The organism is Ruegeria sp. R14_0 (assembly GCF_017743975.1).
Lineage (GTDB): Bacteria > Pseudomonadota > Alphaproteobacteria > Rhodobacterales > Rhodobacteraceae > Ruegeria.
The window spans coordinates 1173991-1199653 of the sequence record NZ_JAGHRC010000001.1; the positions used below are offsets into that span (position 1 = coordinate 1173991).

General features: G+C 58.7%; 23 protein-coding genes. 14 read left to right on the forward strand and 9 right to left on the reverse strand.

Translation table 11 applies throughout. The annotated features are described in order from the left end of the window. The first annotated feature begins 584 nt into the window (after positions 1-584). The 3 genes from J7416_RS05750 (at position 585) to J7416_RS05760 (ending at position 4246) form a co-directional block, all read left to right on the forward strand. Positions 585-2021 carry a Do family serine endopeptidase gene (locus J7416_RS05750; RefSeq protein ID WP_209223754.1) on the forward strand — a complete coding sequence of 479 codons (1437 nt, stop codon included), beginning with the start codon at positions 585-587 and terminating at the stop codon, positions 2019-2021. 181 nt (positions 2022-2202) lie between these two features. Continuing rightward, positions 2203-2883 carry a response regulator transcription factor gene (locus J7416_RS05755; RefSeq protein ID WP_209223755.1) on the forward strand — a complete coding sequence of 227 codons (681 nt, stop codon included), beginning with the start codon at positions 2203-2205 and terminating at the stop codon, positions 2881-2883. Then, on the forward strand, positions 2876-4246 hold the full coding sequence (locus J7416_RS05760; RefSeq protein WP_209223756.1) for a HAMP domain-containing sensor histidine kinase: 1371 nt from the start codon (positions 2876-2878) through the stop codon (positions 4244-4246). Before J7416_RS05755 ends, J7416_RS05760 begins: the two co-directional genes overlap by 8 nt. Here J7416_RS05760 and J7416_RS05765 read toward each other — a convergent pair. Genes J7416_RS05765 through J7416_RS05780 form a run of 4 tightly spaced genes read right to left on the reverse strand, consistent with a single transcriptional unit; the run spans position 4243 to position 7165 of the window. Continuing rightward, the gene (locus J7416_RS05765; protein ID WP_209223757.1) at positions 4243-4710 is read right to left on the reverse strand and encodes a CYTH domain-containing protein; all 468 of its coding nucleotides are present in this window, start codon (positions 4708-4710) and stop codon (positions 4243-4245) included. The two genes, J7416_RS05760 and J7416_RS05765, sit on opposite strands and share 4 nt — an antisense overlap. Beyond that, positions 4707-5462 (reverse strand): AAA family ATPase, encoded by a 756-nt coding sequence (locus J7416_RS05770; RefSeq protein WP_209223758.1) that lies wholly within the window; start codon positions 5460-5462, stop codon positions 4707-4709. Before J7416_RS05770 ends, J7416_RS05765 begins: the two co-directional genes overlap by 4 nt. Before the next feature lie 3 nt (positions 5463-5465). After that, a complete protein-coding gene (locus tag J7416_RS05775; protein ID WP_209223759.1) occupies positions 5466-6980 on the reverse strand; it encodes a CHAD domain-containing protein in 1515 nt (504 codons plus the stop codon). Further along, positions 6980-7165 (reverse strand): hypothetical protein, encoded by a 186-nt coding sequence (locus J7416_RS05780; protein WP_209223760.1) that lies wholly within the window; start codon positions 7163-7165, stop codon positions 6980-6982. The genes J7416_RS05775 and J7416_RS05780 overlap by 1 nt, the downstream gene beginning before the upstream one ends. Before the next feature lie 148 nt (positions 7166-7313). Between J7416_RS05780 and J7416_RS05785 the strand changes: the two genes are divergently transcribed. Further along, positions 7314-7661 carry a TfoX/Sxy family protein gene (locus J7416_RS05785; protein WP_209223761.1) on the forward strand — a complete coding sequence of 116 codons (348 nt, stop codon included), beginning with the start codon at positions 7314-7316 and terminating at the stop codon, positions 7659-7661. A gap of 56 nt (positions 7662-7717) precedes the next feature. On the opposite strand, the gene ndk is transcribed toward J7416_RS05785, so the two are convergent. Further along, positions 7718-8140, reverse strand: a complete 423-nt coding sequence (gene ndk / locus J7416_RS05790) for a nucleoside-diphosphate kinase (protein ID WP_068334875.1) — start codon at positions 8138-8140, stop codon at positions 7718-7720. Between the two features lie 114 nt (positions 8141-8254). Beyond that, entirely contained in the window at positions 8255-9457 is a 1203-nt protein-coding gene (locus J7416_RS05795) for a multidrug effflux MFS transporter (RefSeq protein ID WP_209223762.1), read from the reverse strand. Between the two features lie 108 nt (positions 9458-9565). On the opposite strand from J7416_RS05795, the gene J7416_RS05800 reads away from it, so the two are divergent. The 6 genes from J7416_RS05800 to J7416_RS05825 all read left to right on the forward strand — a co-directional run bounded on the left by J7416_RS05800 (position 9566) and on the right by J7416_RS05825 (position 15301). Continuing rightward, a complete protein-coding gene (locus J7416_RS05800; RefSeq protein WP_209223763.1) occupies positions 9566-11419 on the forward strand; it encodes an ABC-F family ATP-binding cassette domain-containing protein in 1854 nt (617 codons plus the stop codon). After that, complete coding sequence (locus J7416_RS05805) at positions 11416-12036, forward strand: MarC family protein (RefSeq protein ID WP_209223764.1); 621 nt, start codon at positions 11416-11418, stop codon at positions 12034-12036. Before J7416_RS05800 ends, J7416_RS05805 begins: the two co-directional genes overlap by 4 nt. Before the next feature lie 41 nt (positions 12037-12077). Further along, a complete protein-coding gene (locus tag J7416_RS05810) occupies positions 12078-12659 on the forward strand; it encodes a TIGR02281 family clan AA aspartic protease (protein ID WP_209223765.1) in 582 nt (193 codons plus the stop codon). 58 nt (positions 12660-12717) lie between these two features. Next, a complete protein-coding gene (locus J7416_RS05815) occupies positions 12718-13338 on the forward strand; it encodes a hypothetical protein (RefSeq protein WP_209223766.1) in 621 nt (206 codons plus the stop codon). Between the two features lie 62 nt (positions 13339-13400). Beyond that, entirely contained in the window at positions 13401-13997 is a 597-nt protein-coding gene (locus J7416_RS05820; protein ID WP_209223767.1) for a YceI family protein, read from the forward strand. Between the two features lie 80 nt (positions 13998-14077). Continuing rightward, positions 14078-15301 carry an MFS transporter gene (locus tag J7416_RS05825; protein ID WP_209223768.1) on the forward strand — a complete coding sequence of 408 codons (1224 nt, stop codon included), beginning with the start codon at positions 14078-14080 and terminating at the stop codon, positions 15299-15301. Positions 15302-15332: 31 nt separating this feature from the next. Here the strand turns inward: J7416_RS05825 and J7416_RS05830 are convergent, their stop codons facing one another. After that, the gene (locus J7416_RS05830; RefSeq protein ID WP_209223769.1) at positions 15333-17015 is read right to left on the reverse strand and encodes a flotillin domain-containing protein; all 1683 of its coding nucleotides are present in this window, start codon (positions 17013-17015) and stop codon (positions 15333-15335) included. A 34-nt stretch (positions 17016-17049) separates the two neighbouring features. After that, positions 17050-17766: an OB-fold-containig protein gene (locus tag J7416_RS05835; protein ID WP_209223770.1), complete on the reverse strand. Its 717-nt coding sequence runs from the start codon at positions 17764-17766 to the stop codon at positions 17050-17052. A 257-nt stretch (positions 17767-18023) separates the two neighbouring features. On the opposite strand from J7416_RS05835, the gene metG reads away from it, so the two are divergent. The 3 genes from metG to J7416_RS05850 all read left to right on the forward strand — a co-directional run bounded on the left by metG (position 18024) and on the right by J7416_RS05850 (position 24326). After that, positions 18024-19742 (forward strand): methionine--tRNA ligase, encoded by a 1719-nt coding sequence (metG, locus tag J7416_RS05840; RefSeq protein ID WP_209223771.1) that lies wholly within the window; start codon positions 18024-18026, stop codon positions 19740-19742. Between the two features lie 276 nt (positions 19743-20018). Next, the gene (locus tag J7416_RS05845; protein WP_209223772.1) at positions 20019-21185 is read left to right on the forward strand and encodes an efflux RND transporter periplasmic adaptor subunit; all 1167 of its coding nucleotides are present in this window, start codon (positions 20019-20021) and stop codon (positions 21183-21185) included. 3 nt (positions 21186-21188) lie between these two features. Further along, the gene (locus J7416_RS05850) at positions 21189-24326 is read left to right on the forward strand and encodes a multidrug efflux RND transporter permease subunit (RefSeq protein ID WP_209223773.1); all 3138 of its coding nucleotides are present in this window, start codon (positions 21189-21191) and stop codon (positions 24324-24326) included. Between the two features lie 52 nt (positions 24327-24378). On the opposite strand, the gene J7416_RS05855 is transcribed toward J7416_RS05850, so the two are convergent. Then, complete coding sequence (locus tag J7416_RS05855; RefSeq protein ID WP_209223774.1) at positions 24379-24900, reverse strand: TetR/AcrR family transcriptional regulator; 522 nt, start codon at positions 24898-24900, stop codon at positions 24379-24381. Between the two features lie 159 nt (positions 24901-25059). On the opposite strand from J7416_RS05855, the gene J7416_RS05860 reads away from it, so the two are divergent. After that, the gene (locus J7416_RS05860; RefSeq protein WP_209223775.1) at positions 25060-25623 is read left to right on the forward strand and encodes a hypothetical protein; all 564 of its coding nucleotides are present in this window, start codon (positions 25060-25062) and stop codon (positions 25621-25623) included. Positions 25624-25663: the final 40 nt, after the last annotated feature.

The window sequence follows — 25663 nt, forward strand, 5'->3', positions numbered from 1 at the left end:
GCGTTTCCAGTGACTGTGACAAGCCGTCGACACCCCCTAGTGTCTCTGGCTCCCCCTCGCTTGGGCAAGATCATCGTCACCTATCCAGTGAGTCCAAACAACGTAAAATTGGAGATAACGGTTAATTTTTGACGTATCACGTTGGCATTTGCGCAACATCCCGCCTAAGTCAGCTCTACCCTAAGGTGAGCCCCAAAACCGGCAGATAGGGACGATGACAGGTTATGCGCAAACTTTAAGGCACATAGAATATTTTTATTGCCCATATATGTTTAAACTATGTACAGGCCAAAATTGAACCCCACAACCAAAAGACGAGCGGTTGATTGCCAGGTTTTCCAAGGGATCATTTGTTACCAAAACTGAATCAATTCCGGAAATTTCAGAGTTTGACTTTCAATTCGTCAACAATTGGCCGAATCGGCCAACCTGATTCGAATTCGTAGTGCCCCACGGGATAGAACGACCAGTTTGTGGCGAAATTAAGATTTCTTAATCCTTGGCTCAGGAAACTCTCAGACAGATGCTTCATCTCCTATTTCAACGCGCGGCCGCAACCGCGCGACATAAACAGGAGACCAATAATGAGCATCCGTAAATCCTCTCTGCTTTTGCCACGTGCCACTGGCCTGGTTGGCGCGTCCGCGCTGAGCGCAGCACTGCTGGCCACCACTGCCCTGCCCTCGTTGGCGGATGAGGCCTTGGCCGATCTGGTTGAGAGCGTGTCCCCCTCGGTGGTGACCATCATCGCCGAACAGGACGTCGTGTCAGCACAGGCGCAGGGACAGGACTTTGACTTCGAAGGCCACCCGTTCGGTGAGTTCTTCAAGCGCTTTGGCGCGCCCGAAGGCTTTCAGGCGCCTCAGCGTGGACCGGCCCAGGGGCTGGGTTCGGGCTTTGTCCTCGACGAAGCGGGATACATCATCACCAACCACCATGTCGTCGACAACGCGTCAACCGTCACCGTTCGTCTGAGCGACGACCGCAGCTATGACGCCGAAATCATTGGCACCGACCCGCTGACCGATATCGCGGTTCTGAAAATCGACGCGGACGAACCGCTGCAAGCCGTTGAACTGGGCGATAGCGACGTCATCCGTGTGGGCGAAGACGTTGTGGCCATCGGCAACCCGTTTGGCCTTCATTCCACTGTGACCACGGGCATCGTTTCGGCAAAAGGCCGCAACATCTCGGCCGGACCATACGCTGAGTTCATCCAGACCGACGCTGCCATCAACAAAGGCAACTCGGGCGGTCCGCTGTTCAACATGGAAGGTGAAGTGATCGGCGTGAACTCGGCCATCTACTCGCCCACCGGCGGTTCAGTTGGCCTTGGCTTTGCCGTGACCTCGAACATCGTCGAGCATATCGCTTCGGACCTGCGCGATGACGGCCAGGTCAGCCGTGGATGGCTGGGTGTATCGATCCAGAATGTCAGCCCCGAAATCGCGGCTGCGATGGGGATAGACGCCTCGACCGGCGCGCTGGTATCGGACGTCGTCGCAGGCAGCCCGGCCGAGGGCAATCTGGAACAGGGCGACGTGATCCTGACCTTCAATGATGAAGTCGTCGAGTCCAGCAGCGACCTGCCGATCCTTGTGGGTACGACCAAAGTGGGTTCCGACAGCACCCTCACGGTTCTGCGCGACGGCAAGGAAGAAACCGTTGAACTGACAATCGGCCAGCACCAAAGCGCCTCTGCCGAGATCGACAAATCCGTCGACGAAGGCATCTCGGGCACTGCTCTGGGTGTGACCGTTGCACCGTTGACCGACAGCAACCGCGCGCAGACAGGCGTAGGGGAAAACGTTGACGGCGTGGTCGTGACCGACCTGATGCCGGACAGCCCCGCCGCCAAGGCCGGTCTGCAACGCGGCGACGTGATCGTCAAACTGGGCAGCCAAGAAACCGTCACCCCGGACGCGCTGAAGGCTGCGCTGGACAGCGAAAAGACGGACCCCGCATTGGTTTTGATCAATCGCGGTGGAAACCAGATCTTCGTGGCGGTCGAAATCGCCTGATCCGAAGTCCGCGCACGCCATTTGATGGGGATTTCTGGCGTGCGCCTCCCCGGCGGATTGAATTGTCCGCTCTCCGCCGGGACTGCCGGGTGCGCTGCAACGCACCCGGCACGTAATTTCAGCAAATCATGTGACTTACCCGAGTTTTATGTTTAACTCCCCACAGAAAGGAATGCAGACTATGAGCCGTCGCCTGCTGATCGTCGAAGATGACGAAGACACTCGTGAATTCATTGCCAAGGGCTTTGGCGAGGAAGGCTATGTGGTCGAGCAGGCTGCAGACGGGCGCGAGGGTCTGTACCACGCGACGGATGGCGGGTTTGACGCGATTGTTCTGGACCGGATGCTGCCTGGCCTTGATGGTCTTTCGATGATCCGATCCCTTCGGGCTGCGGGGGTCAAAACCCCTACTCTGATGCTGACCGCCATGAGCGCTGTGGACGAGCGGGTCAAAGGCCTGCGCTCGGGTGCTGATGATTATCTGGTCAAACCGTTTTCCTTTCAGGAACTGCATGCCCGGATCGAGGCCCTGCTGCGACGTCCTCAGGAGTCTGATGAAAGCGTGACGCTGACCTGTCGCGATCTCGAGATGGATCTGCTGACCCGCAAGGTCACCCGCGACGGGCAAGAGATTTCCCTAACCCCGCGCGAGTTTCAGATCCTGGAGTTCTTCCTGCGTCGCAAGAACCGCGTGGTGTCGCGGACCATGTTGCTGGAAGGCGTGTGGGATTACCATTTCGATCCCAATACCAATGTTGTGGACGTCCATATCTCGAAACTGCGACGCCAGCTGGATGAAGGTGGCAGACCGCCATTGATTGAAACGGTTCGGGGTGCAGGTTACATGATATCCGATGGATAACCTGCGACTTTCGTTCAACAATTCTCGCACCCGCCTCGTTCTGGCCAGCATGGTTCTCAGCACTTTGCTGACGGCAATTGTGCTGGGTCTTGTCTATTTCACCGCCAATCGCAGCATCGAAGGCGAGACACGCTCGGTCGTGTCCGCCGAACTCACCGGTCTGGCGGATGAATACGAACGACGTGGTCTGTTTGGCCTTCTGCAGGCGATCGAGAGGCGTCTTCCATCTGCATCAGAACGCGACGCGTTGTATCTGTTGACTGACCGGTTTGGGGTTAAACTGGCGGGCAACCTGAAACAGTGGCCGTCAGACGTGACCGCCGGCAGCGGTTGGGTCGATCTGGAACTACGGCGCGCGGACAATGATCAACTGGTGCCAATCTCAGCCGCTTCAATCCGTCTACCCGGTGGAGAGCGGCTGCTGGTGGGGCGCGATGCACTGGCCCGGCAACAGTTTGACCGTGCATTGCTGCGCGCCGTCGGACTGGCCCTCGCGATTGCACTGGCGCTCAGCTTTTTGACCGGCTGGATGTTCACGCGGCTGGTGTTTTCTCGGCTTTCGGACATCGCCAGCACGGCGGAAAACATCGTTTCGGGCGACCTGTCGCGCCGGATGCAATTGCGCGGCACAGGCGATGAGTTCGACCAGGTCGCGGGCACGCTGAACACCATGCTGGACCGGATCGAGGAATTGATCAGCAACCTGCGCACGACCTCGAATTCCATTGCCCACGACCTGCGCTCTCCCCTGTCCCGCCTGCGTCAGCGGGTCGAGGCGCTATCTGACCCAACCAAAAGCGATCTGGACCGAGAGGTCGACGTGGCCCGAGCGACGGCCGAGATCGACCACGTGCTGCGCGTTCTGGGGCAACTGACCGAAATCTCACGCGCCGAAGCCGGTGTCGGGCGGGAACAGTTCGAGCCGGTGGACCTGCAGCAACTGGTCGGCGATGTTGTTGAGCTCTATGAGCCCGTCGCCGCAGATCAGGGCGTCTCGCTTGAGGTTCACGGCAGTGCGCAAGCCGTACAGGGGCACCGTCCTTTGCTGTCGCAAGCTCTGTCGAACCTGTTAGAAAATGCAATGCGTTACGCGCCAGACGGAACGGCCATCACCATCACTTTGTCGGAAGATAGCCCCTTTGCCAGCCTGAGTGTACGAGACCGTGGTCCCGGCGTGCCCGAGGAAGAACTGCCACGTCTGCAGGTGCCCTTTGTCACCCTTGATCCCGCACGGACCGAGCGCAATGCAGGGCTGGGCCTCGCACTGGTGGCAGCCATATCGCATATGCATCAGGGCGCTTTCGAGGCCCGCAATTGCGATCCGGGTCTCGAAGCGACGATCAAGCTGGCGCGCAAGCTTTAGTCTGGCACGCCATTGATCGCCATCATCTTGTTTTTGTACCGTTTATCGGCTGTCACATCGGCACCGAACCAATCAGGTGGCGTGTAAGCCTGCGCCTCGGCTTCTGAGGTAAACTCAACCTCAACCAAACGCAGCGGTGCCAGATCCCCGGAAAAAACGTCCAACTCGAACACGCGCCCGTCGGGAAGTTCGCCGGTAAAGCGTTCTTTTTCGACCCGACGACCTTCGGTTTCCGGCCAGAAGGTTTCAAACTGCGCGGCCGTAATCTCGGCCTCACGCTCGACACGCACCAGGGCACCAGCCCCCTTGAGCGTCAGATAGTATGTTTCGTTCTTCTGCCTCAGCCGCAGCTCGGTCGAGTCGTCCGGCGCAGTCAGATACCCCTGACGCACCACGGCCCGTTTAGCGCTGCCTAGATCGGGTAGGTCTGCAACCAGGAACTTGCGTTCAATTTCGGTGCTCATGTGTTTGAAACCACTCCGTTTTCGATCTCATCATACAGGCTCTGATAGGCCGCGCTGGCCGCGCTGCGAGGCGCATAAACACTGACCGGCGCACGGTTCTGCCCCATGCGTTCGATGTCCGCTGCAAACGGGATCGCGCTATTCAGAAACCGCTTGCGATAGAGCTTTTTCATCACGTCCATCGTATCCTGATGCAGTGTCTTGCGGCGTTGCACCATTGAAAAGAATGCCTTCAGCTTATTCTTGGGCAGTTTCTTGGCGTCGAAAAAGCTGACCAACTGGTCGAAGGTGCGTTCCGACAGGGTCGTCGGGATCACCGGGACCACAATCTGGTCGGCTGCTTTGAAGATGTTTTCGGACAGGGTCGAAAAGTTGGGCGGGCAATCCAGAATGATCACGTCATAATCACTGCCGGCGGCGACCAGCGCCTTTTTCAGCCGAGACCGCTTGTTCCGCATCCGTGACAGAAACACATCGAAATCCCGAAAGGTCATATTTGCGGGCAGAACGTCCAGCCCCTCGAAATCGCTGGCGCGGATGGATTTTGTAAACCGTGCCACATCCTCAAAAAACCGCGCATCGGTCAGCTTTTTGGACGGCTTGACCCGCAAATAGAACCCCGAGGCACCTTGCGGGTCCAAATCACACAGCAACACCGTGTAGCCCGCCTTGGCATAGGAATACGCCAGATTGACCGAGGTCGCGGTTTTTCCCACACCGCCCTTGTTGCTGTAACAGGCAATGATCTTCACTCCTCAGTCTCCTTTATGGTGAAACAAGCTACGAAACAGGTGCCGGATGTCCGGGCTGTCAAAACGCTGGAAGTTTGCGATCACGCGATCTCGCTCGGCCTTTTGGCGCTGATCCAGCACTGCAATCAGCCCACCGATGGACAGGGCCAGTTGCGCATCGGCACGTCCCTGCGTGTTGCTGTGTTGCTGAACAAAGCTGTGCAGCGCTTCTTGCTGGACCGAGAAGTCGTTGAACAATCCAAGATTATCTTGCAGCTTTTTCAATGGCTTGATGATCCTTTTAAAAGCTCTTGCATCGAAGAGTGGCGCAAAGAACTCCATCAGGTATCGCAGCTTCTTACAGTCGATCCGCAATTCGTGGACGTCTTCATCCGGAGTGTCCGGGGTGATGCTGCGCGCCAGTTTGCAAGTCTTGCGGTACCGCTTCCAGATCAGGGCACAGGCGTATTCATAAGCTGCTCGGTCGGCATTTGGGCCGGGTTGCAGGTTGCCGGGATCTGCGAACAGTTTGGCCAGTGTGGTCATCTGCTGGTCGTAAGCCTGCGAGCGAAACCGACGGGATAGACGGACAAGCGCCTGAGTGCGTTCCTTTTCGAACTGCTTGAACATGGCCCGCGCCCCGTCATGAAGCTGCGGCGGGATCAGGCGAAAGTAGTCTTCTTTTTCCAGCAGATAAACATCCAGGTCACGCACACGCCCGGTTGGGGCCATCAAGTCAGAGAACGCGCGTTTTAACTCTGCGGTCTGTTCCGGTGAAAACACTCCCTTGAACAAACTGATGACCGAGCGCACACGACGCAGTGAGACGCGGTAATCGTGCAAAAACTCGGTATCGATGTCTGCAATCACACCGGCCTCGTTCTGTCGGGCGACAGAGATGTAGGTGCGAATGATGTCGGTTGCGACCTCAATCGAAGGCTCTTGGGTGCCAATGCGGATTTCGGGCTTGGCCTTGTAGACCGTCAGATCCGGGAACACGGCGTTGAACAAAGGTTCGACCCCGGTGACGCCCGAAGCGGTTGTTTCGAGGTACTCGCACACGGTTTGGAACGCTCGATCATACCCACGCAAAGGTTGGGCTGCCACAAGCGACACTTGTCCGCGATCCGAATACAGCGTCATCACCGTCCCGCGCACCTGCGTTTTCTGCAGGTCATCCAGAACGGCAAACGCACGATTTTCGATCTGCCCTGCCCCAACGCTCATCAGAGCGCGTAGTTCGGGAAAATCGGCAAGGGCGTCCCGTACAGGTCCGGCGGGCAGGTTCTGTGCAAACTTTCCTTTTCCCTTGCACCTTTGCGAAATCGTTTCCCCATCTTTCAGCAGGTGCAGCGATCCGCCCGCTTCGATCAGGACTCTGCCCGACGCCCTGAGCGATTGGTCATGACAATCCAAAAGCTCAAAGCGCTGCACTGGTTTGGCGTCATTCATCTTTGGCGTCAAACCCTTGAAGGATTTGGAGAATTTCACCTCGTCCAATGCGCCCGGAATAACGAAAAAACTGTTATTTCCGGGCATCAGGATTGACCCTTTCGCGACGAATCCAGGTAGTCGTTCACAAGGGTCTCCACGATTTTCTGAACACTTGTCCCCTCTTCAATCGCCCTGATTTTCAGCGCTTTCAGCGTTTTCCCGTCTAAACGCAGGGACGTGTTCTTCTTGCCTTTGTCGGGCTTTTCCGTGGCGTCCTTGTTTTTGGGCATTGGCGACCTCATGACAGCATGACGTCATGAGGTCATATTCCAGAAAGCAAATCAATGACTATTTCGCCTGTACCAACCTGACGTCGTGTTTCAGCCTGCCGTCAAAACTATCCGATGACTCTTTTGGGTCACCCAGCTAAGACGAGGCATGTCTGATCCTGTCTCGTCGATCCGCAATCTGGGCCCGGCCTTCGAAGAGTCTTGCGCCCGCGCAGGCATCCACTCGGCGCAAGAGTTGCGCGCAATGGGAGCCGATGAAGCCTATGCCCGATTGCTGCAGGCAGGCACCCGGCCGCATTTCATTGGTTACTATGTGTTGGTGATGGGGTTGCAGGGGCGTCCGTGGAACGATTGCAAAGGCGAGGAAAAGAAAGCGCTGCGCAAAAAGTTTGATGCGATCAAGTCCAACGTCAGCACCGCACCAGAAAGCCGGATGATCGCTGATCTGGATGCGATTGGTGTTCGGGTGGCACCGAAAGACCTTAGAGAGATCTGAAAACAAAAATGGCCGCACCCGGTTGGATGCGGCCCTTAGACTTGTCAGGCGACCGATTAGCCGACCAGTTCGATGCCCGAGAAGAAGTAGGCGATCTCAACTGCTGCGGTTTCCGGTGCGTCCGAACCGTGGACCGAGTTTTCGCCAACCGATTCAGCGAACTCGGCGCGGATGGTGCCGGGTGCGGCGTCTGCGGGGTTGGTTGCGCCCATGACTTCACGGTTCTTGGCAATGGCGCCTTCGCCTTCCAGAACCTGAACAACGACCGGAGCCGACGACATGAATTCGCACAGTTCGTCATAGAACGGACGCTCGGCGTGCACTTCGTAGAACTTGCCGGCTTGTTCCTTGGTCATGTGGATGCGCTTTTGCGCAACGATGCGCAGGCCGGCCTCTTCGAACTTGGCGTTGATTTTGCCAGTCAGGTTGCGGCGGGTTGCATCGGGTTTGATGATCGAGAATGTGCGTTCCAGTGCCATGTCGGCCTCTCCTTACAATGTGGCGCGAGCGCCGCGCCGAAATCCATCGCGCGCCGCCTAACACGGTATGTGCCTCATGAAAAGTGGAATGATTGCGCCTAAGGCGATTGACGATCAGATTGTGTCCGGCAAGGGCTGCGTTGCGTCGACACGGCGGACGTAAAGCACAGCGAGCAGACCAATAAAGCTGCTGACGAACATCATGCCAAGAACCAGAAACGGCCCGTTCTCAGGGCTGACGAAAGCGCCCGTCAGCGTGGTCAGAACCGCACCCAGAGCAACGATCATAGCGCCGGAAAGCCCGGCCGCACTGCCCGCTAGTTTCGGGCGCACAGACATGACCCCGGCTGACGCATTGGCATTGGTCAGGCCGTTGCCGAATCCGACACAAATGGCAGACCCAAAGAACACCCAAACCGAGCCGTGACCCGCGGCAAAAAGAACCAATCCACAGAACGGTCCGATTGAGGCGACCAGCCGCCCGATCAGGATCATCGTGGTCAGCTTTGTGCGCGCGGCGATACGGCCAGTGATGAAATTGCCCACCATGAAACCGCCGGTGATGATCCCAATCCCAAGTCCCAGCATCGCCGGGCTCAGGTCAAACCACGCAGCCGCGACCAGCGGCGCGCCCGTGATGAAGCTATAGAATGCTCCGATCGAGAAGGAAGCGCAGAGCGCATAGCCCCAGAACCGGCGCGCGCGGAACAGGTGCGGGTACTCTTTTAGCTGGGCCGCAAAGGTTGCGGATCGGTTCGTGTTCGTCTCGCCCAAATCGGCCCATAACAGCACCAGCATTCCTGCCCCCAGAACCGAGTACAGAATGAACCCGGCCCGCCAACCGAAGAGCACATCCAGCGCACCGCCCAGCATCGGACCAAGCATCGGAGCCAACGCCATCGCCATCGCAACATAGCCCAGCTTGCTGGCCGCCTCGTTCGGCTCATAAAGATCCCTGATCGAGGCGCTGGACAGTACAGGCCCGGCCACGACAGCGGCTTGCAACAGGCGGAAGCCCAGAAACACCCAGATCGACTCGGCCAGGACACAGCCCACTGAGGCCACCGCGAAAATCGCCATACAGATCAACAGGATTGGTCTGCGACCATAGCGATCAGACAACGGCCCCATGATCAGTTGCAGCACCGCAGAGATCGCCAGATAGCCCGCAACAGACAGGTTGATCAGGCCATAATCCACCTGAAAATCGTCGGCCATACGCGCCAGCGATGGCAGGAACATATTCAGCGACAGCACGGATAGCGCCGTGGCAAAGATCAATGTGACCAGTGAAGGGGGCGTCTGAGCCGCGCGCATGATGCAAACCGTTTCACAAAAGCAAACGACACAGCGCTAACACATCACCCCCGGTTTGAACATGCCAAGCCGCTGGCGGCGGCATAAAGGCTCTGCTAAGAGCGCGTCATGCTACGGATCGAAGACATAACTTATGCCGTTGAAGGCCGCCCGCTGTTCGATGGGGCCAGTGCGACAATTCCCGATGGTCACAAGGTCGGCCTTGTGGGAAGGAACGGTACGGGAAAAACCACTCTGTTCCGACTGATCCGGGGCGAACTGGCGCTGGAATCGGGAAACATATCGATCCCCAAACGCGCCCGTATTGGCGGGGTGGCGCAAGAGGTGCCCTCGTCCGATGTCTCGCTGATCAACACCGTGCTGGCCGCGGACACCGAACGCAGCGCGCTGATGGCCGAGGCGGACACCGCCACCGATCCGGCCCGCATTGCCGAGATCCAGACCCGTCTGGCCGATATCGACGCCTGGTCGGCCGAGGCTCGCGCGGCCTCGATCCTCAAAGGGCTGGGATTTGACGATGACGACCAGCTGCGCCCCTGCTCGGATTTCTCGGGCGGCTGGCGGATGCGTGTCGCTTTGGCCGCCGTGCTGTTTTCGCAGCCTGATCTGTTGCTGCTGGATGAGCCGACCAACTACCTGGATCTCGAAGGTGCGCTGTGGCTGGAGAGCTATCTGGCCAAATATCCGCATACGGTCATCATCATCAGCCACGATAGAGGGCTGCTGAATCGCGCAGTGGGCTCGATCCTGCATCTGGAAGACCGCAAGCTGACCTATTACGCGGTGCCTTACGACAAGTTCGCAGAACGCCGTGCCGAACGGTTGGCGCAGGCGGAATCGGAAAACGCCAAGGCCAAGGCCCGCATCGCCCACCTGCAAAGTTTTGTGGACCGGTTTCGTGCAAAAGCGTCCAAAGCCGTGCAGGCGCAATCTCGCCTCAAGATGATCGAGCGCATCCAACTGGTCTCGACCCCGCAAGAAGCCGCCCTGCGCGCCTTCAGCTTCCCGGAACCCGAAGAGCTATCTCCTCCGATCATCAATCTGGAAGGCGGCGTCACGGGTTACGGTGAAACCGAAGTGCTGCGTCGCCTCAACCTGCGGATCGATCAGGATGACCGGATCGCGCTGCTAGGTAAGAACGGTCAGGGCAAATCGACCCTGTCCAAACTGCTGTCGGACCGCCTGCCCTTGATGGCGGGCAAGATGACGCGCAGCAACAAGCTGCGGATCGGCTATTTTGCGCAGCATCAGGTGGATGAGCTCTATGTGGATGAAACGCCCTTTGACCATATGCGCCGCCTGCGCCCCGATGAGGCTCCGGGCAAATGGCGCGCGCGTCTGGCCGGGTTCGGGCTGAACGCGGATCAGGCGGAAACGCTGGTCGGTCGCTTGTCTGGGGGACAAAAAGCGCGCCTGTCGCTGCTCATCGCCACCATCGACGCGCCGCATATGCTGATCCTTGATGAGCCGACCAACCACCTGGACATCGAAAGCCGCGAGGCGCTGGTTGAAGCGCTGACCGCCTATTCCGGTGCAGTGGTTCTGGTCAGCCACGACATGCACTTGCTGTCGCTGGTGGCAGACCGGCTATGGCTGGTCTCGGATAGCACCGTGAAACCTTTTGAGGGCGACTTGGAATCCTATCGCGCCATGCTGTTGTCGCGCGACAAGCCGGTGAAAGAAAAACCGCAGGCGGCCAAGCCCAAGCGCCCCTCGCGCGAGGCGATGCTGGCCCTGCGTGCGGATTTGCGCAAATGCGAGGACCGGATCGAGAAACTGACCGACATGCACGACAAGCTGTCTGCCAAACTGGCCGATCCCGCACTGTACGAGGATGACAAGATCAACGATCTGGAAGCCTGGAACCGCAAGTTTGCCGAGGTGGTCGAAGCGATGCAAAAAGCCGAGGCGCTATGGGTCGCAGCCGCCGAACGATTGGAACAAGCCGAGAGAGCAGCATGATCGAACTGGCTTTCTTCGTAACAGCGTTTACCACGATGTTCGTCGTGATCGATCCGTTTGGCACCACGCCGATCTTCGTCGCTCTGACCCAAGATATGGATCCGGCGACCCGTCGGAAAACCGCGATCCGCAGTTGCCTGACCGCGGTGTGCATTCTGGTTGCCTTTGCCGCTTTTGGTGAGGCTGTTCTGGGCTTTGTCGGCATTTCAATGGAGGCGTTCCGCGTAGCCGGTGGGGCGCTGCTGTTTCTGACGGCCTTGGACATGCTGTTCGACCGTCGCACCAAACGCCGCGAGGATCGCGCTGAGGAAGAAGAGCATCCCGACCCTTCGGTCTTTCCATTGGCCATTCCTTTGATCGCGGGGCCGGGATCGATTGCAACGATCATCCTGCTGGCGGGCCAAAATCCGGGCATTCAAGGCATCGCCGCCGCCTGCGCCGTCATGCTGGCGGTTATGGCCGTCGTCTTCGTTTTCTTTCTGGCTGGCGGGATGATCGCGCGAATTCTGGGCAAAACCGGACTGAATGTGCTGACGCGACTGCTGGGCATGCTGCTGGCGGCGCTGTCGGTGCAATTCATTTTGGACGGCCTAAAGGCCTTTGGATTCGCGTCGTAAATCCCCATATACAGTTTAGGAAATCTGTTTGGGGTTACGGCATGGACGGCGACAATATTGCACGGATTGCGTATTTGGGACTGCTGGGCGCGGCGGTCGTCGCGTGGTTCATCTCGCAGAACCGACAATCGCTGGGCAAAACGATGCAGCAGGCCATGGCGTGGGTCTTTATCTTTATCGGCGTGATTGCCGTGGTGGGCCTGTGGGAAGACATTCGTACAACCGTCTCCCCTGCCCCGCAAATGACGGTGACCGGCCAGACCATCGAAGTGCCGCGCGCGCATGACGGGCATTACTATCTGCCGATAGAGGTAAACGGCCAACCGATCACCTTTCTGGTCGACACCGGCGCAAGCCAGATTGTCCTCAGCTCGCAAGACGCCGAGCGTATAGGCATCGACCCCGATCAGCTGAACTATTTCGGCCGGGCCAACACGGCCAATGGTCAGGTTCGAACCGCGCCGGTGAGCCTGGATACGCTGAGCCTAGGGCCGATCACGGACCGCAATATCTCGGCCTGGGTGAACGAGGGTGAGTTGAACAAGTCCCTGCTGGGTATGGATTACCTGCACCGTTTTTCGAATATCCAGTTCGCCAATGGCCGCCTGCTGCTGTCGCGTTAAGGCGCCAGCACTGCTTTTCACAATTGAGAACAAAATAAGAACATGCTACCTTGAAAGCATGTCTACACATCTTATTGGCCGCAAACCCGCGCGTGAGGTGCCGGGGATTGACCTTCATCCGCAGATCCGACTGCAACTGGCCCGCGTGCACGAGGCCTGCGGGCCAGCCCGGCGCAGCTTTGCCATGTGGCTGGCAGGTCAGGCGCAGGGACCGGTGCTATGGATTTCGCCCGCGTGGGAACCCGGCCAGCTGAACCCCGATGGGATGATGGCCTTTGCCGATCCCGCTCGCTTTATCTTTGTGCGCCCGACCCGGTCCGAGGACCTGCTGTGGTGCATCGAAGAGGCGTTGCGCAGCGGGGCCATCCCGCTGATCATCGGTGATCTGCCGGGCGCGCCGGGGCTGACGCCGATACGACGGATGCATCTGGCCGCTGAACAGGGCGGCGCGATGGGGCGGGCTCCGCTGGGGTTGCTGCTCACACCCGGCGACGGCGGTGCGCAAGGGGTCGAGACGCGCTGGCACATGGCCGCCGATCACCGGGAAGAGGCCCGCCGCTGGACCCTGACCCGCCGCCGCGCCCGTGCCCTGCCCCCGGTCAGCTGGCACGCCACCCAGACCAAACCGCGCGCCGGCCTGCACCTGCAGCAGATCACTACAGAGGACACACCCTTGTGATCATACGCTCTTCACACCAGTTGTGACTGGCCAAAGCACAGGGTGCGCCCTAGCGTTTCGGTATGCGCACGTTGACAAGACGCTCTTTGATCGCTGGGCTTGCTGCCCTGCCCCTGGCCCCCAAAGCCCGGGCCGCACTGGTTCCGTACACCCTGTCACTGGCCGGAACCTCAGTTGGCTTTTCCTTTGTGCTGTCTGGAATCCCACAATCCGGGACGATGCCAATCCAATCCGCAAACATCCAGATCGACACCGAGCAGTTGCAAGACAGCCAGGTCTCTGTCGCGATGAACGTGGCCGCTGCACGCACACGGCTGCCCTTTGCCCGCGGCCCTATGCTGAGCGAAAGCGTCCTGAACGCGCAGCAGTTCCCCGCCATCACCTTTCAATCCACCCGAATACAGCTGGGCCCGACCGGCCGTATCTCGGAAGGCGCGACCATTACCGGAGACCTGACCTTGCGCGGGGTCACACGCCCGGTCACGCTGCAGGCCAACTTGTACCGCAAACCCGGCACAGAGGCGGATGACCTGAGCACTCTGTCGATCCTTCTGTCCGGCGCACTGGACAGGCACGAATATGGCGCTTCCGGCTATCCCGATCTGGTCGCAGATACGGTCTCGTTGAACATCCGCGCGGAACTGATGCGCAACACCTGACTGCCCGAGGGCAAAAAACGACGCGCAAAGGTCGAATAAGCACGCGCAGCGCTGGCGGATAGGGTAATGCTGGCCCCACTATGCGCACGATCATTTCTTTTGCCGCCCTCTTTCTTTCCGTTATTCTGCTGCAGCTCTCAACGGGCGGCGTTGGTCCATTGGATGCTATTTCGGGCATCACGCTCGAATTTACCACGGAACAGATCGGTCTGCTGGGCTCGGCGCATTTCGTGGGCTTTTTCGTAGGATGCTGGTGGGCACCCCGGCTGATGGGCAGCGTCGGTCACTCGCGCGCCTTTGCGGTCTGCACCGCTCTGGGGGCGATGGGCCTGATCGGGCACACCCTGACCGAAAACCCCTATATCTGGGCCGTACTTCGTGTCGCATCCGGAACGTGCGTCGCAGGCGCTTACACGGTGATCGAGGCCTGGCTGAACGCCAAAGTCACTAATGAAACGCGCGGACGCGCAATGGGCACTTACCGCATCGCTGATATGGGTGCCTCGCTGTGCGCACAGCTGATTATCGCGGTTCTGCCGCCTGCGTCCTACGTGTCGTACAACTTGCTGGCAATCTTGTGCTGCGCGTCTTTGTTGCCGCTGACGCTGACGACGGCAAGCCAGCCCAAGACGCCAGATGCCCCGCGCCTGAAACCCAAGCTGGCCTGGCGCAGCTCACCCCTCGCCGTTGCTGGCGTGATCGTAGCGGCACTGAGTTCCGCATCATTCCGGATGGTGGGGCCAGTTTACGGTCAGGAAGTCGGGTTGGACGTCGACCAAATCGCTTTCTTCCTGGCCTCGTTCGTTTTGGGCGGCGCGTTGGCGCAATACCCGGTCGGATGGCTGGCTGACAAATATGACCGACGCTGGGTGTTGATCTGGCTATCCGGCGCCGCGGTGATCAGCTGTGGCGTGACGATGGCCGCCAGCGGCACCGGGACTCTGGGTGTGATGCTTGCCGCCGTGATCTTTGGCCTGACGACCTTCCCCATTTTCTCGGTATCATCGGCCCATGCGAATGACTTTGCCACGACCGAAGAACGGGTCGAATTGTCTGCCGCACTGATGTTCTGGTTCGCGCTCGGGGCGATTGCCTCGCCCTACATTTCATCGACCCTGATTCAGCAGTTCGGCCCTGGTGCTCTATTTGCCTTTGTCGCAATAGGCCATGTGTTCCTGATCGTCTTTGGCCTTGCCCGGATGCGGTCACGCCCCACGCCCGAAGAGAGGACAAACTATGTCTACGCCCCGCGCACGTCGTTCACCATCGGTCGTTTGCTAAAGCGGTCGCGCGAGGAGCAATAGAAAAGGGCCGGGAAATTCCCGGCCCATGTCTTTATTGCTGACTTGGCGTCTCGTCCTCGACAAGCTCCGCCTCTTCCAGTGCCCCGACAGTCGGTTCCAAAGTGGAATCCAATGCGCCGTTAACGACACCGCCGACACCATTCTCCATCGACAGGCCAAGCTCTTCGCCCAGCTTCTTGAGCGCAGGCATCTGCACGGCCATCCCCATGATCGAGTCCAGCGCCTGATTGACCACCGGTTTGTCGCTGTTGGTCGCAGTGCTGCCATTGGCACCGCCGATACCGCCAACCTGATGGATCTTGATCGAGTCGATCTTTTCGGCAGGTTTCACCATTTCCGAGATGATCGACGGCATGGTCTCGATCCGTGCCAGATCAACCTTCATGCGGATCTGTTCCACCGACAGAGCATTGTCTGCCTCGACAATCGCACGCTTACCTTCCGCTTCGGCCAACATGTCGTTTTTCTTGGCCTCGGCCCGGATATTGAGCGCGTCAGCCTCGGCCTGCGCCTCTTCACGACGTGCCTCGGCACGGTCGGCGGCGGCCTCTTTATCGGCCTGTGCGGCCAAACGGATTGCAGTGGCCTGACGTTCCGCTTCACGGGTGGCTTCGATCAGGGCGATCTGCTTGATACGCTCAGCCTCGGCCACTTTCTGCGCGGTTGCGACGGCCTCAGTCGCCTTGGTCGCCTCGGCTCGGGCCAGATCGGCGGACGCACGGGCGCGGCTTTCCTCTTCGGATTTCTGCGCGATGATGATCTGACGCTCCTGTTCGGCCACTTCGATCTCACGCTCTTTGGCGATTTCGGCGTCGCGGATCTTGCGCTCGCGTTCGATCTCGGCGGCGCGAATGGCCTCTTCACGCGCGATCCGAGCGCGCTGCGTCTCGCGTACCGAGTCTTCGGTCCGGGCAGCGATCTCGGCCTCTTGCGCAACTTTCATCGTTTCGACCTTCTCGGCCTGCTCAATCCGCGCCTTGGCCTCGTCCTGTTCGATCAGCAGCTTCTGACGTTCAGCTTCCATCGCGGCACGGCGCACTTCTACCTCTGCCTCGGCATCGATCTGCGCGCGTTCCTTTTTGGACACTGCAATTACCTCAGCCAGTTTACGCATACCAACGGCGTTAAAGGCGTTGTTTTCGTCCAGAGCTTCAAACGGGGTCTGGTCCAGCGCCGTCAGCGAGACAGATTCCAGTGACAGACCGTTTTTCAGCAGGTCCTCGGACACCGCATTCTGCACCTCTTGCACAAAGTCGGCGCGGTTTTCGTGCAGACCGTCCATGGTCATCTGAGCAGCCACAGCCCGCAGACCATCGATCAGCTTGCCTTCGATCATCTCGCGCAATTGCTCGACGTCGAAGGTCCGGTCACCCAGCGTTTGCGCGGCACGGGCAATGCCCTCTTCAGTCGCCATGACCGAGACGTAGAATTCGACGCCCACATCGACACGCATCCGGTCCTTCGTGATGAGGGCAGCCTCACCGCTGCGCTGCACCTCAAGGCGCAGGGTCTTCATGTTGACGGGGCTCACCTCATGCAGCAGCGGCACGATGATGACGCCGCCATCCATGATGACTTTCTTTCCGCCCGCACCGGTCTTCACCAGGCTGACCTCTCGGGTCGCGCGTTTATATAGACGGCCAAGCACAAGGCCTATGAACAAAAGTACCGCTAAAATGGTCACAACTGTGACGGCCAGGAATGGAAGTTCCATGCAATATCCTCCGTGATGGGGTTAGAAATTTTGGTTATTCAGACATACCGACCAGAACGAACCGGTCGCGTCGTCGGTCGCGCAGCACCAGCACATCGGTGCCCTGTTCCAGCGAGTCCTTGTCCTGCAACGGCTCAGCGCGCAGGTAGTGGGTGTTGCCGAACCGATCCATGACGCGCACCTCGGCGGGGCGTCCGCGCGTGGCTGTGCCTTGGGTGATCACGCCGCGGCGACGGGCGAGCAAACGTTCCGACATCGCCTCGGTCTCGGTCTTGGGCAACAGGCGAGCAAAGACGCCACCAAAGCCGCGGGCAAACCAAAGGCCAAAGGCGCCAGCCGGCAGTGCAGCGATCCAACTTGGCAGGTCAAAGCCCAACAGATCGCGCAGTGCCAGTTGCAGGCCCATACCTGACAGACCAAAGCCTGCCAGCAGAACAACCAGCCAGATCATGAACGGCACCTTGCCGATACCCAACCAGGCTAGAGGGCCAGCAGGTTCTGCACCCGGGGCGTCCGCCTCGACCTGGGCCAGGTCAAAGTCGCTCAGGTCGACATCTGCGTCGATATCCAGATCGAAATCGGCAAGGTCCAGGTCCGGGGCGTCAACAACATCCAGATCGACGTCGCCCTCGCCCGCCATCAGGCTTCCACCAAGGACCAGCGCGATCAGTTCCAGCCCAAGCAGGCCGAACAGCAACGCAAGTGCCAAGGTAAAGGGTGCAAATGCACCCTCGAGGAGAAAGTCAAACATCAATCAGTTGCCCCTGTTATTGTATACTTTGGTATACTAAATAGATGGGTAGTCATTTCGAAAATTCAAGTAGTTGTGATTCCTATATACAACCTAAGGGCATCGTGGTTGCCCTCTGGCCCTGCAATTCCAAATCAGCGGGAAGCGCGATTTCTTCCTTTTGCCGCGCCTAAAATGCCGTCCTGACGAAAGCCGGGGTTTTGCTGGCCGGTCACATAAGGTAGACGGGCGCGCAGACAGACACGCGGAAACGGAACATGGCTCGGATTCTCATCACCTCGGCGATCCCCTACATCAACGGGATCAAGCACCTCGGCAACCTGATCGGCTCGCAATTGCCTGCCGACCTGTACGCACGTTATCAGCGTGGCCGGGGGAATGAGGTCATGTTCCTGTGCGCCACGGATGAACACGGCACCCCGGCAGAACTGGCGGCGGCGAAGGCAGGCAAGCCTGTGGCCGAATACTGCGCTGATATGTACGCGGTTCAGGCCGATATCGCCAAGCGCTTTGGCCTCAGCTTCGATCACTTTGGCCGCTCGTCCAGCGAGCAGAACAAGCGTCTGACCCAGCATTTTGCGGGCAAGTTGGATGACGCGGGCCTGATCCGCGAGGTAAGTGAAAAGCAGGTCTATTCCAACGCTGACGGCCGTTTTCTGCCTGATCGCTATATCGAAGGCACCTGCCCCAATTGCGGGTATGAACGTGCACGCGGTGACCAATGCGAAAACTGTACCAAGCAGCTGGACCCGACCGATCTGATCAACCCACGTTCAGCCATCTCCGGCTCAACCGATCTGGAAGTGCGCGAAACCAAGCACCTGTATCTGCGGCAATCCGCAATGAAGGACCAGCTGGACGCCTGGATCGACAGCAAGACCGACTGGCCCATCCTGACGACCTCGATCGCCAAGAAGTGGCTGCATGACGGTGACGGTCTGCAGGATCGCGGCATCACCCGTGATCTGGATTGGGGCGTTCCCGTCAAGAAAGGCGATCAGGACTGGCCGGGGATGGAGGGCAAGGTCTTCTATGTCTGGTTCGACGCGCCGATCGAATACATCGCCTGCGCCAAGGAATGGGCGGATGCCAACGGCAAGACAGATGCCGATTGGGAGCGCTGGTGGCGCACCGACAAAGGCGCGGATGACGTACGCTATGTTCAGTTTATGGGCAAGGACAACGTGCCCTTCCACACGCTCAGCTTCCCGGCCACCATTCTGGGCTCGGGCGAGCCGTGGAAGATGGTCGACCACCTGAAATCGTTCAACTATCTGAACTATGACGGAGGTCAGTTCTCGACCAGCCAGGGCCGCGGCGTGTTCATGGATCAGGCACTGGAAATCCTGCCTGCCGATTACTGGCGCTGGTGGCTGCTGAGCCACGCGCCCGAAAGCAGCGACAGTGAGTTTACCTGGGAAAACTTCCAGCAATCGGTGAACAAAGACCTCGCCGACGTTCTGGGCAACTTTGTCAGCCGGATCACCAAGTTCTGCCGCTCGAAATTCGGCGAGGCCGTCCCTGAAGGCGGCACCTATGGTGAGCGTGAGCAAGCGCTGATCCAGGAACTGACCAAACGCGTCCGCGCCTATGAAGGTCATATGGACGCGATGGACGTGCGCAAATCCGCGCAGGAATTGCGGGCGATTTGGGTTGCGGGCAACGAGTACCTTCAGGCTGCGGCACCTTGGTCGATCTTCAAAGAAGACCCCGAGCAAGCCGCCGCGCAAGTGCGGTTGGGCCTGAACCTGATCCGTCTTTATGCTGTGCTCAGCGCGCCATTCATCCCAGAGACTACAGCCAAGATGCTGAGCGCAATGAACACACTGGACACGAGCTGGCCCGAGGATGTCTCAGCCGCGCTCGAGGCTCTGCCCGCAGGTCACGAATTCTCGGTGCCGGATGTGTTGTTCGCGAAGATTACCGACGATCAGCGCGAAGACTGGCAGACCCGGTTTGCCGGAACCCGCGACTGATCAACCGATCCAACCTGGATGAAGGACGGAGGCTATGCGGCCTCCGTTTTTTTGTGCAACTGTGGAAATGCCCGGAACCGCACCAAAAACGCCGACAGATATTGGTGTAAGTTATGCTGCAAGACGGAAAATTTCCGCCTGCCGCCACAACAGGACGCATTCAAGAAGCTTGAGCTATACCGCCAAAACGGCCATCCTGCATGAGAATTAAAACGACTCGTCAGGCCATTACGGTGGCCTCGGCGCAAAATCCTTGAGTTTAATGAGGCGCCTGCCATGTCCCTTGCAACCAAAAACTCCTTTTTCCGACACAGAGGTCCGGCACTGGCCGTTGCAGCGCTCGCCAGCCTTGGCGTCAGTTATGCTGCGCTTGCGCAGGACCAAGGCGACGCGCCACCGCCCAAAGTGTCGATTGCAGCCGCCTACACCGAAGAGATCACCGATGAGGCCGTGTTCATCGGGCGCGCCGAAGCGATCGACAAAGTTGACATCGTTGCGCGTGTTAACGGGTTTCTGGAGACCCAGGATGTAGAAGACGGCGCGCTGGTCGAAAAAGACGATCTTCTGTTTACCATTGAGCCGGATCTTTACGAAGCGACGCTTGAATCCCGCAAGGCCGATCTGGATCGGGCCGAAGCCAATCTGGAATTGGCCAAAGTCGATCTTGCCCGAAAAGAAGAGCTGTACAGACGTGACGCAACCCCGGAATCCGAACGTGACATTGCGCGGGCGAATGAGCTGGTTGCCGAGGCCGAAGTAAAAGCTGCCCACGCAGCGATCCAGCAAGCCGAACTGGACCTCAGCTACACCGAGATTCACGCGCCCTTCGCTGGCCGCATTGGCAGGGTTGAGACGAGTGTCGGCGATGTGGTCGGGCCAACAAATCCGCCTCTGGTCAATCTGGTCAGCGAAGCCCCGATCTATGTAAATTTTTCGTTGAATGAAAAGCAGTTCACCTCGGTTCTTGAACAATATGGCGAAAGCGCCGCGTCGCTTGCCGAAAGCAACAAGAGCCCGAATGTCCATCTGACTCTGCCCAATGGTACCGCATTGGACGAAACCGGTGAGATCGTTTTTGTCGATAACCGTATTGACCCTTTGACAGGCGCGATCACGGTGCGTGCTGAATTTCCCAACGCAGACCGCCTGATCATCGACGGTCAGTTCCTGAGCGTGCAGATCGAGGCCCTGGAACCCACGCTTCAGGTGTTGATCCCGCAAGCCGCGCTACAGCGTGATCAACGCGGTGAATTCGTGCTGGTGGTCAACGACAAGCAGATGGTTGAACAGCGCTACATCACGACGGGCGACGTCGAGGGCACGGCGATCATCGTCACAGACGGGCTGCGCGAAGGTGAAAGCGTGATCGTCGAAGGCCTGCAGCGGGTTCGCCCCGGTGTTGCGGTGGATGCCGTCGTCGCATCCGAGCAGCCGGGAGAATAACGGATGTTCTCAGCCCTGTTCATCAGCCGGCCAAAGCTGGCGCTTGTTATTTCGCTTGTCCTTACGATCATGGGCGGCATTGGCTATCTGGTCCTGCCTGTCGCCCAGTTTCCGGACATTACCCCACCCGTGGTCAGTGTAACGACCACCTATACCGGCGCGAACGCCGAAACCGTGGAAAACACCGTCGCCGCCCCGATTGAGGCGCAGGTCAACGGTGTGGACGACATGATCTATATGACGTCCACCTCATCCGATAACGGCTCGTATTCGCTGAACATTACGTTCGAAGTGGGCACCGACCCGGACATCGCATCCGTCAATGTGCAGAACCGCGTGGCGCAGGCCATGTCGTCCCTGCCCGCCGAGGTGACCTCATCTGGTGTGGTCACGCAAAAAGCATCGACCAATATGCTGTTGCTGGTCACGCTGACCTCGCCGAACGAGACATATGACAGTGTTTTTCTCTCAAACTATGCCTCGATCAACCTGAAAGACGCGCTGGCCCGTGTTCAGGGCGTGGGTAAAGCCGACGTTCTGACCAACCTGGAATATGCCATGCGGATCTGGATGGACCCGGACCAAATGGCGGCCCTGTCCATCACACCGGGTGACGTAATCAATGCCATCCGCGAACAGAATGTGGAAGTGTCGGCCGGTTCCATCGGCGCGCCTCCGGTACCCGAGGGGCAGACGTTTCAGTACACGATCAAAACCAAAGGCCGGCTGACATCCGCTGCCGAGTTTGGCGACATCGTCATTCGTACCGGTGATGCGGGCTCGATCGTGCGAGTCAAGGACATTGCGCGGGTCGAACTGGGCGCGGAATACTACGCGGCGTCGGGGTATTTCGACAGCGTTCCCGCGACCGTCATCGGTATCTATCAGGCCCCCGGCGCGAACGCGCTGGCGGTGTCAGAGCGTGTCGAGGCCGAGCTTGAGCGTTTGTCGCGCACTTTCCCGACGGACGTAGAGTACTCTGTCCCCTTCAACACAACGGACTTTGTGGAACAGTCCCTGAATGACGTGGTCTCGACCCTGATCCTTACATTCATTCTGGTGATCTCGGTCGTGTTCGTCTTCCTTGGAAGCTGGCGCGCGACGATCATTCCAGCGGTTGCGATCCCGGTCTCACTAATCGGGACATTCGCATTCCTGCTGCTGTTTGGCATGTCGTTGAACACGATCTCACTGTTCGCCTTGGTTCTGGCCATCGGGATCGTGGTGGATGACGCCATCGTTGTGGTGGAAAACGTCGAACGGATCATCGCAGACGAAGGGCTCCCACCTGCCGAGGCGACGCGCAAAGCCATGGGACAGATCACCGGTCCGGTGATTGCAACCACGCTGGTTTTGCTGGCGGTGTTCGTGCCCGTGACCTTCATGCCCGGCATCTCGGGGCGGTTGTATTCACAGTTTGCCGTGACGATCTCGACCGCCGTGGTGATCTCGTCCATCAACGCACTGACTCTGTCGCCTGCGTTGTGTGGATTGGTTCTGAAAGCACGTTCCGGCCCGCCCAAAGGGTTGCTGGCCGTGTTCGAGAACTTTATCGGCACCATCCGCAGCGGTTACGTCGCCATCGTGCGCAAACTTCTGATCCTGCCGATTGTCGGGCTGGGAATGATTGCAGCCTTTGCAGTGGGCACCGGTACGATCATGTCCAACACCTCCAGCGGGTTTCTTCCGCTTGAGGACAACGGCTATCTGTTTGTGGACATTCAGTTGCCCGATGCGGCGACTCTGGAACGGACCGAGGCTGTTTCGGCTCGCGTAGACGAGCAGATTCAACAGATCCCGGGCGTATCCAGCACCGTTCTGATCAACGGTTTCTCGCTGTTGAACGGCACGATCACCAACGGCGCTGCGATCTTCGTTAACCTCGACAACTGGGACCTGCGGCAGGAAGACGACCTGAGCGCAAACGCCATCCTCGCAAAGGTTCTGGCCATCGCGAATGGTGAATCCGCTGCCTCAATCGTGGCCTTCAACCCGCCGCCCATTCAGGGTCTGGGTATGTCGGCCGGTGTTGAGATGGAAGTTCAGCAAACCGGTGGCGGCTCGCCTCAGGATTTGGCCTCTGCGGTCGGTTCCTTTGTGTATTCGGCCAATCAGCGGCCTGAAATCGGCCAAGCCTACACCACCTTCAGGGCCAACGTTCCGCAGCTATTCGTCGATCTGGACCGGGAAAAAGCCAAGACGCTACAGGTGTCCGTGGCCGAGGTGTTCCAGACCATGCAGGCGCAGCTGGGTTCGTACTACGTGAACGACTTTAACCTGTTCGGTCGGGTCTATCGCGTGATGATCCAGGCGGATGGTTCGTACCGCGACAATGTCGAGGATATCTCGAACCTTTATGTCCGTTCAACCAAGGGTGAGATGGTGCCTCTGGGCACTCTGATCGACGTCGAGAACGTGCTTGGCCCGGTTTTGCTGAAACGACACAACCTGTTCCGTTCGGCGACGGTAACGGCGGTTCCGGCCCCAGGGCTGTCCACCGGTGACGCGATCTCGGTGATGACCGAGGAGTCGACGACTGCCCTGCCCCCTGGCTATGCATTTGAATGGACCGGGACAGCGCAGCAGCAATTGGCGTCCGGCGGGCTGGTGATCGTGATCCTGGGGCTTGCGATCCTGTTCGGTTATCTGTTCCTCGTGGGCCAATACGAAAGCTGGACCTTGCCGGTATCGATCCTGCTCTCGGTGATCGTCGCCTTGTTCGGAGCGGTGGCCGCGGTGGCCATCGTGGGCAGTGACATCAACCTGTATACGCAGATCGGGATGATCATGCTTGTGGGCCTGGCGTCCAAGAACGGCATTCTGATCGTGGAATTCGCGATGGAGCAACGGGCCAAGGGCCTGTCGGTCAAGGATGCCGCGGCCGAGGCTGCGTATCAGCGTTTCCGCGCGGTGATGATGACTGCCCTGTCCTTCCTTTTGGGTGTTGTTCCACTGTTGGCCGCAAGCGGTGCTGGTGCTGCCAGCCAAAAGGCCATCGGTGTCGCCGTGTTCGGCGGGATGCTGGCGGCCACCTTGGTCGGTGTGATCCTGGTGCCGGTCTTGTACGCCTTGCTGCAAGGGCTGCGGGAATGGATCAAGGGCACCAAGGACGACCCTGGCCCGACCGAAGAAGCCGCATAATCGAAAAAGCCCCGCCAAATCGGTGGGGCTTTTTTCTGGAAGGGTTCAAATACTAATCGCGCCCTGTCGCAAGGACTGCTTTCAGAGCTGCAGTCAGCATCGGTCGAATGATTTCACTTTCGTCCCCCGCCAAGGCATCGGCCCCGATGGAAACGCGTCCCACGAACATGCCTGAGATAATGCTCAGCACTACTCCGGCCTTTTGCTTCGCATCATCGCCGCCAATCAGCGATGCAAGTTCTTCGACCATTGGATTTCCCAGTTTGTCGCGAACCACCTCTCGCGCGGAGGCAGACCCGGATGACTTGATGGCGACAACCACCGGATCAAAATCGCCTTGCGACCCGACTTTGCCCAAAGCGATGTCAACCAAGGCCGCGACCATCTGATCCTGCGACAGGCCGGCAAGCGGGCTCAGTTCAATGCACGCTTCCATCACTGTTTCGAAAAGACCGATTTTTGATCCGAAATAGCGGTTGATCAGGGCGACATTGCACCCCGCATCCGAGGCGATCTTTCGTGTACTGGCGCTTTCGTACCCGGCTCTTTGGAACTCGACGCGGGCGGCAGCCACAATTGAATCCTTTGTCGCATCCGAATTGCGCTTTCTGGCACTGCTCTCGATCTGTTGTTTTGCTTCGACACTCAAGTAATCACCTGTTGACTTACAGCTTCACCACGATGTAATCACATGCTTACACAAGGGACCACCAAAACGCAAAGAGCCAGAAACATGACCGATGAAGTTAAAATTATTGATCATAGCGACCGGGTCGAACGCCTGTTTGAGCCCTACCGCGAGGCGCTGGGTGATGACTATCTGGCCTATCGCGGCCACGTCTATCGCGTGATCACCTTTGCGATGCACTTTCTGGACGGCGATGAAGAGGCCCGCCCAATGGTCGAAACCGCGCTTGTCTACCACGATATTGGCCTGTGGACCGAACACGACCTTGCATATCTCGAACCATCTGAGGCGCACGCGCTGGCTGACAACGAAAAGCACGGCTGGGGTCTTGATCCTCAATTGCTAAAGGATGCCATTCATTGGCACCACAAAGTGTTTCCGTATCGCGGGCCGAACCAGCGCATCGTCGAAGCCATCCGCAAAGCGGATTGGATCGACGCCACCGAAGGGAAAATTCGCAAAGGATTGACCAAGGCTCAGGTCAAAGCGGTGCAGGATGCAATCCCCAGCTATGGGTTCGCGGATGTCTTGCAAAGGCTGGCCGGTGACCTTGGCGGCAACAAGTTCAGCGGCAACCTTCGCGTTTTGCGCCGCGTGTTCAAGTGGTAGGTCGGGGCCAGTAGACACGACACAGCGCGGACCCCACACA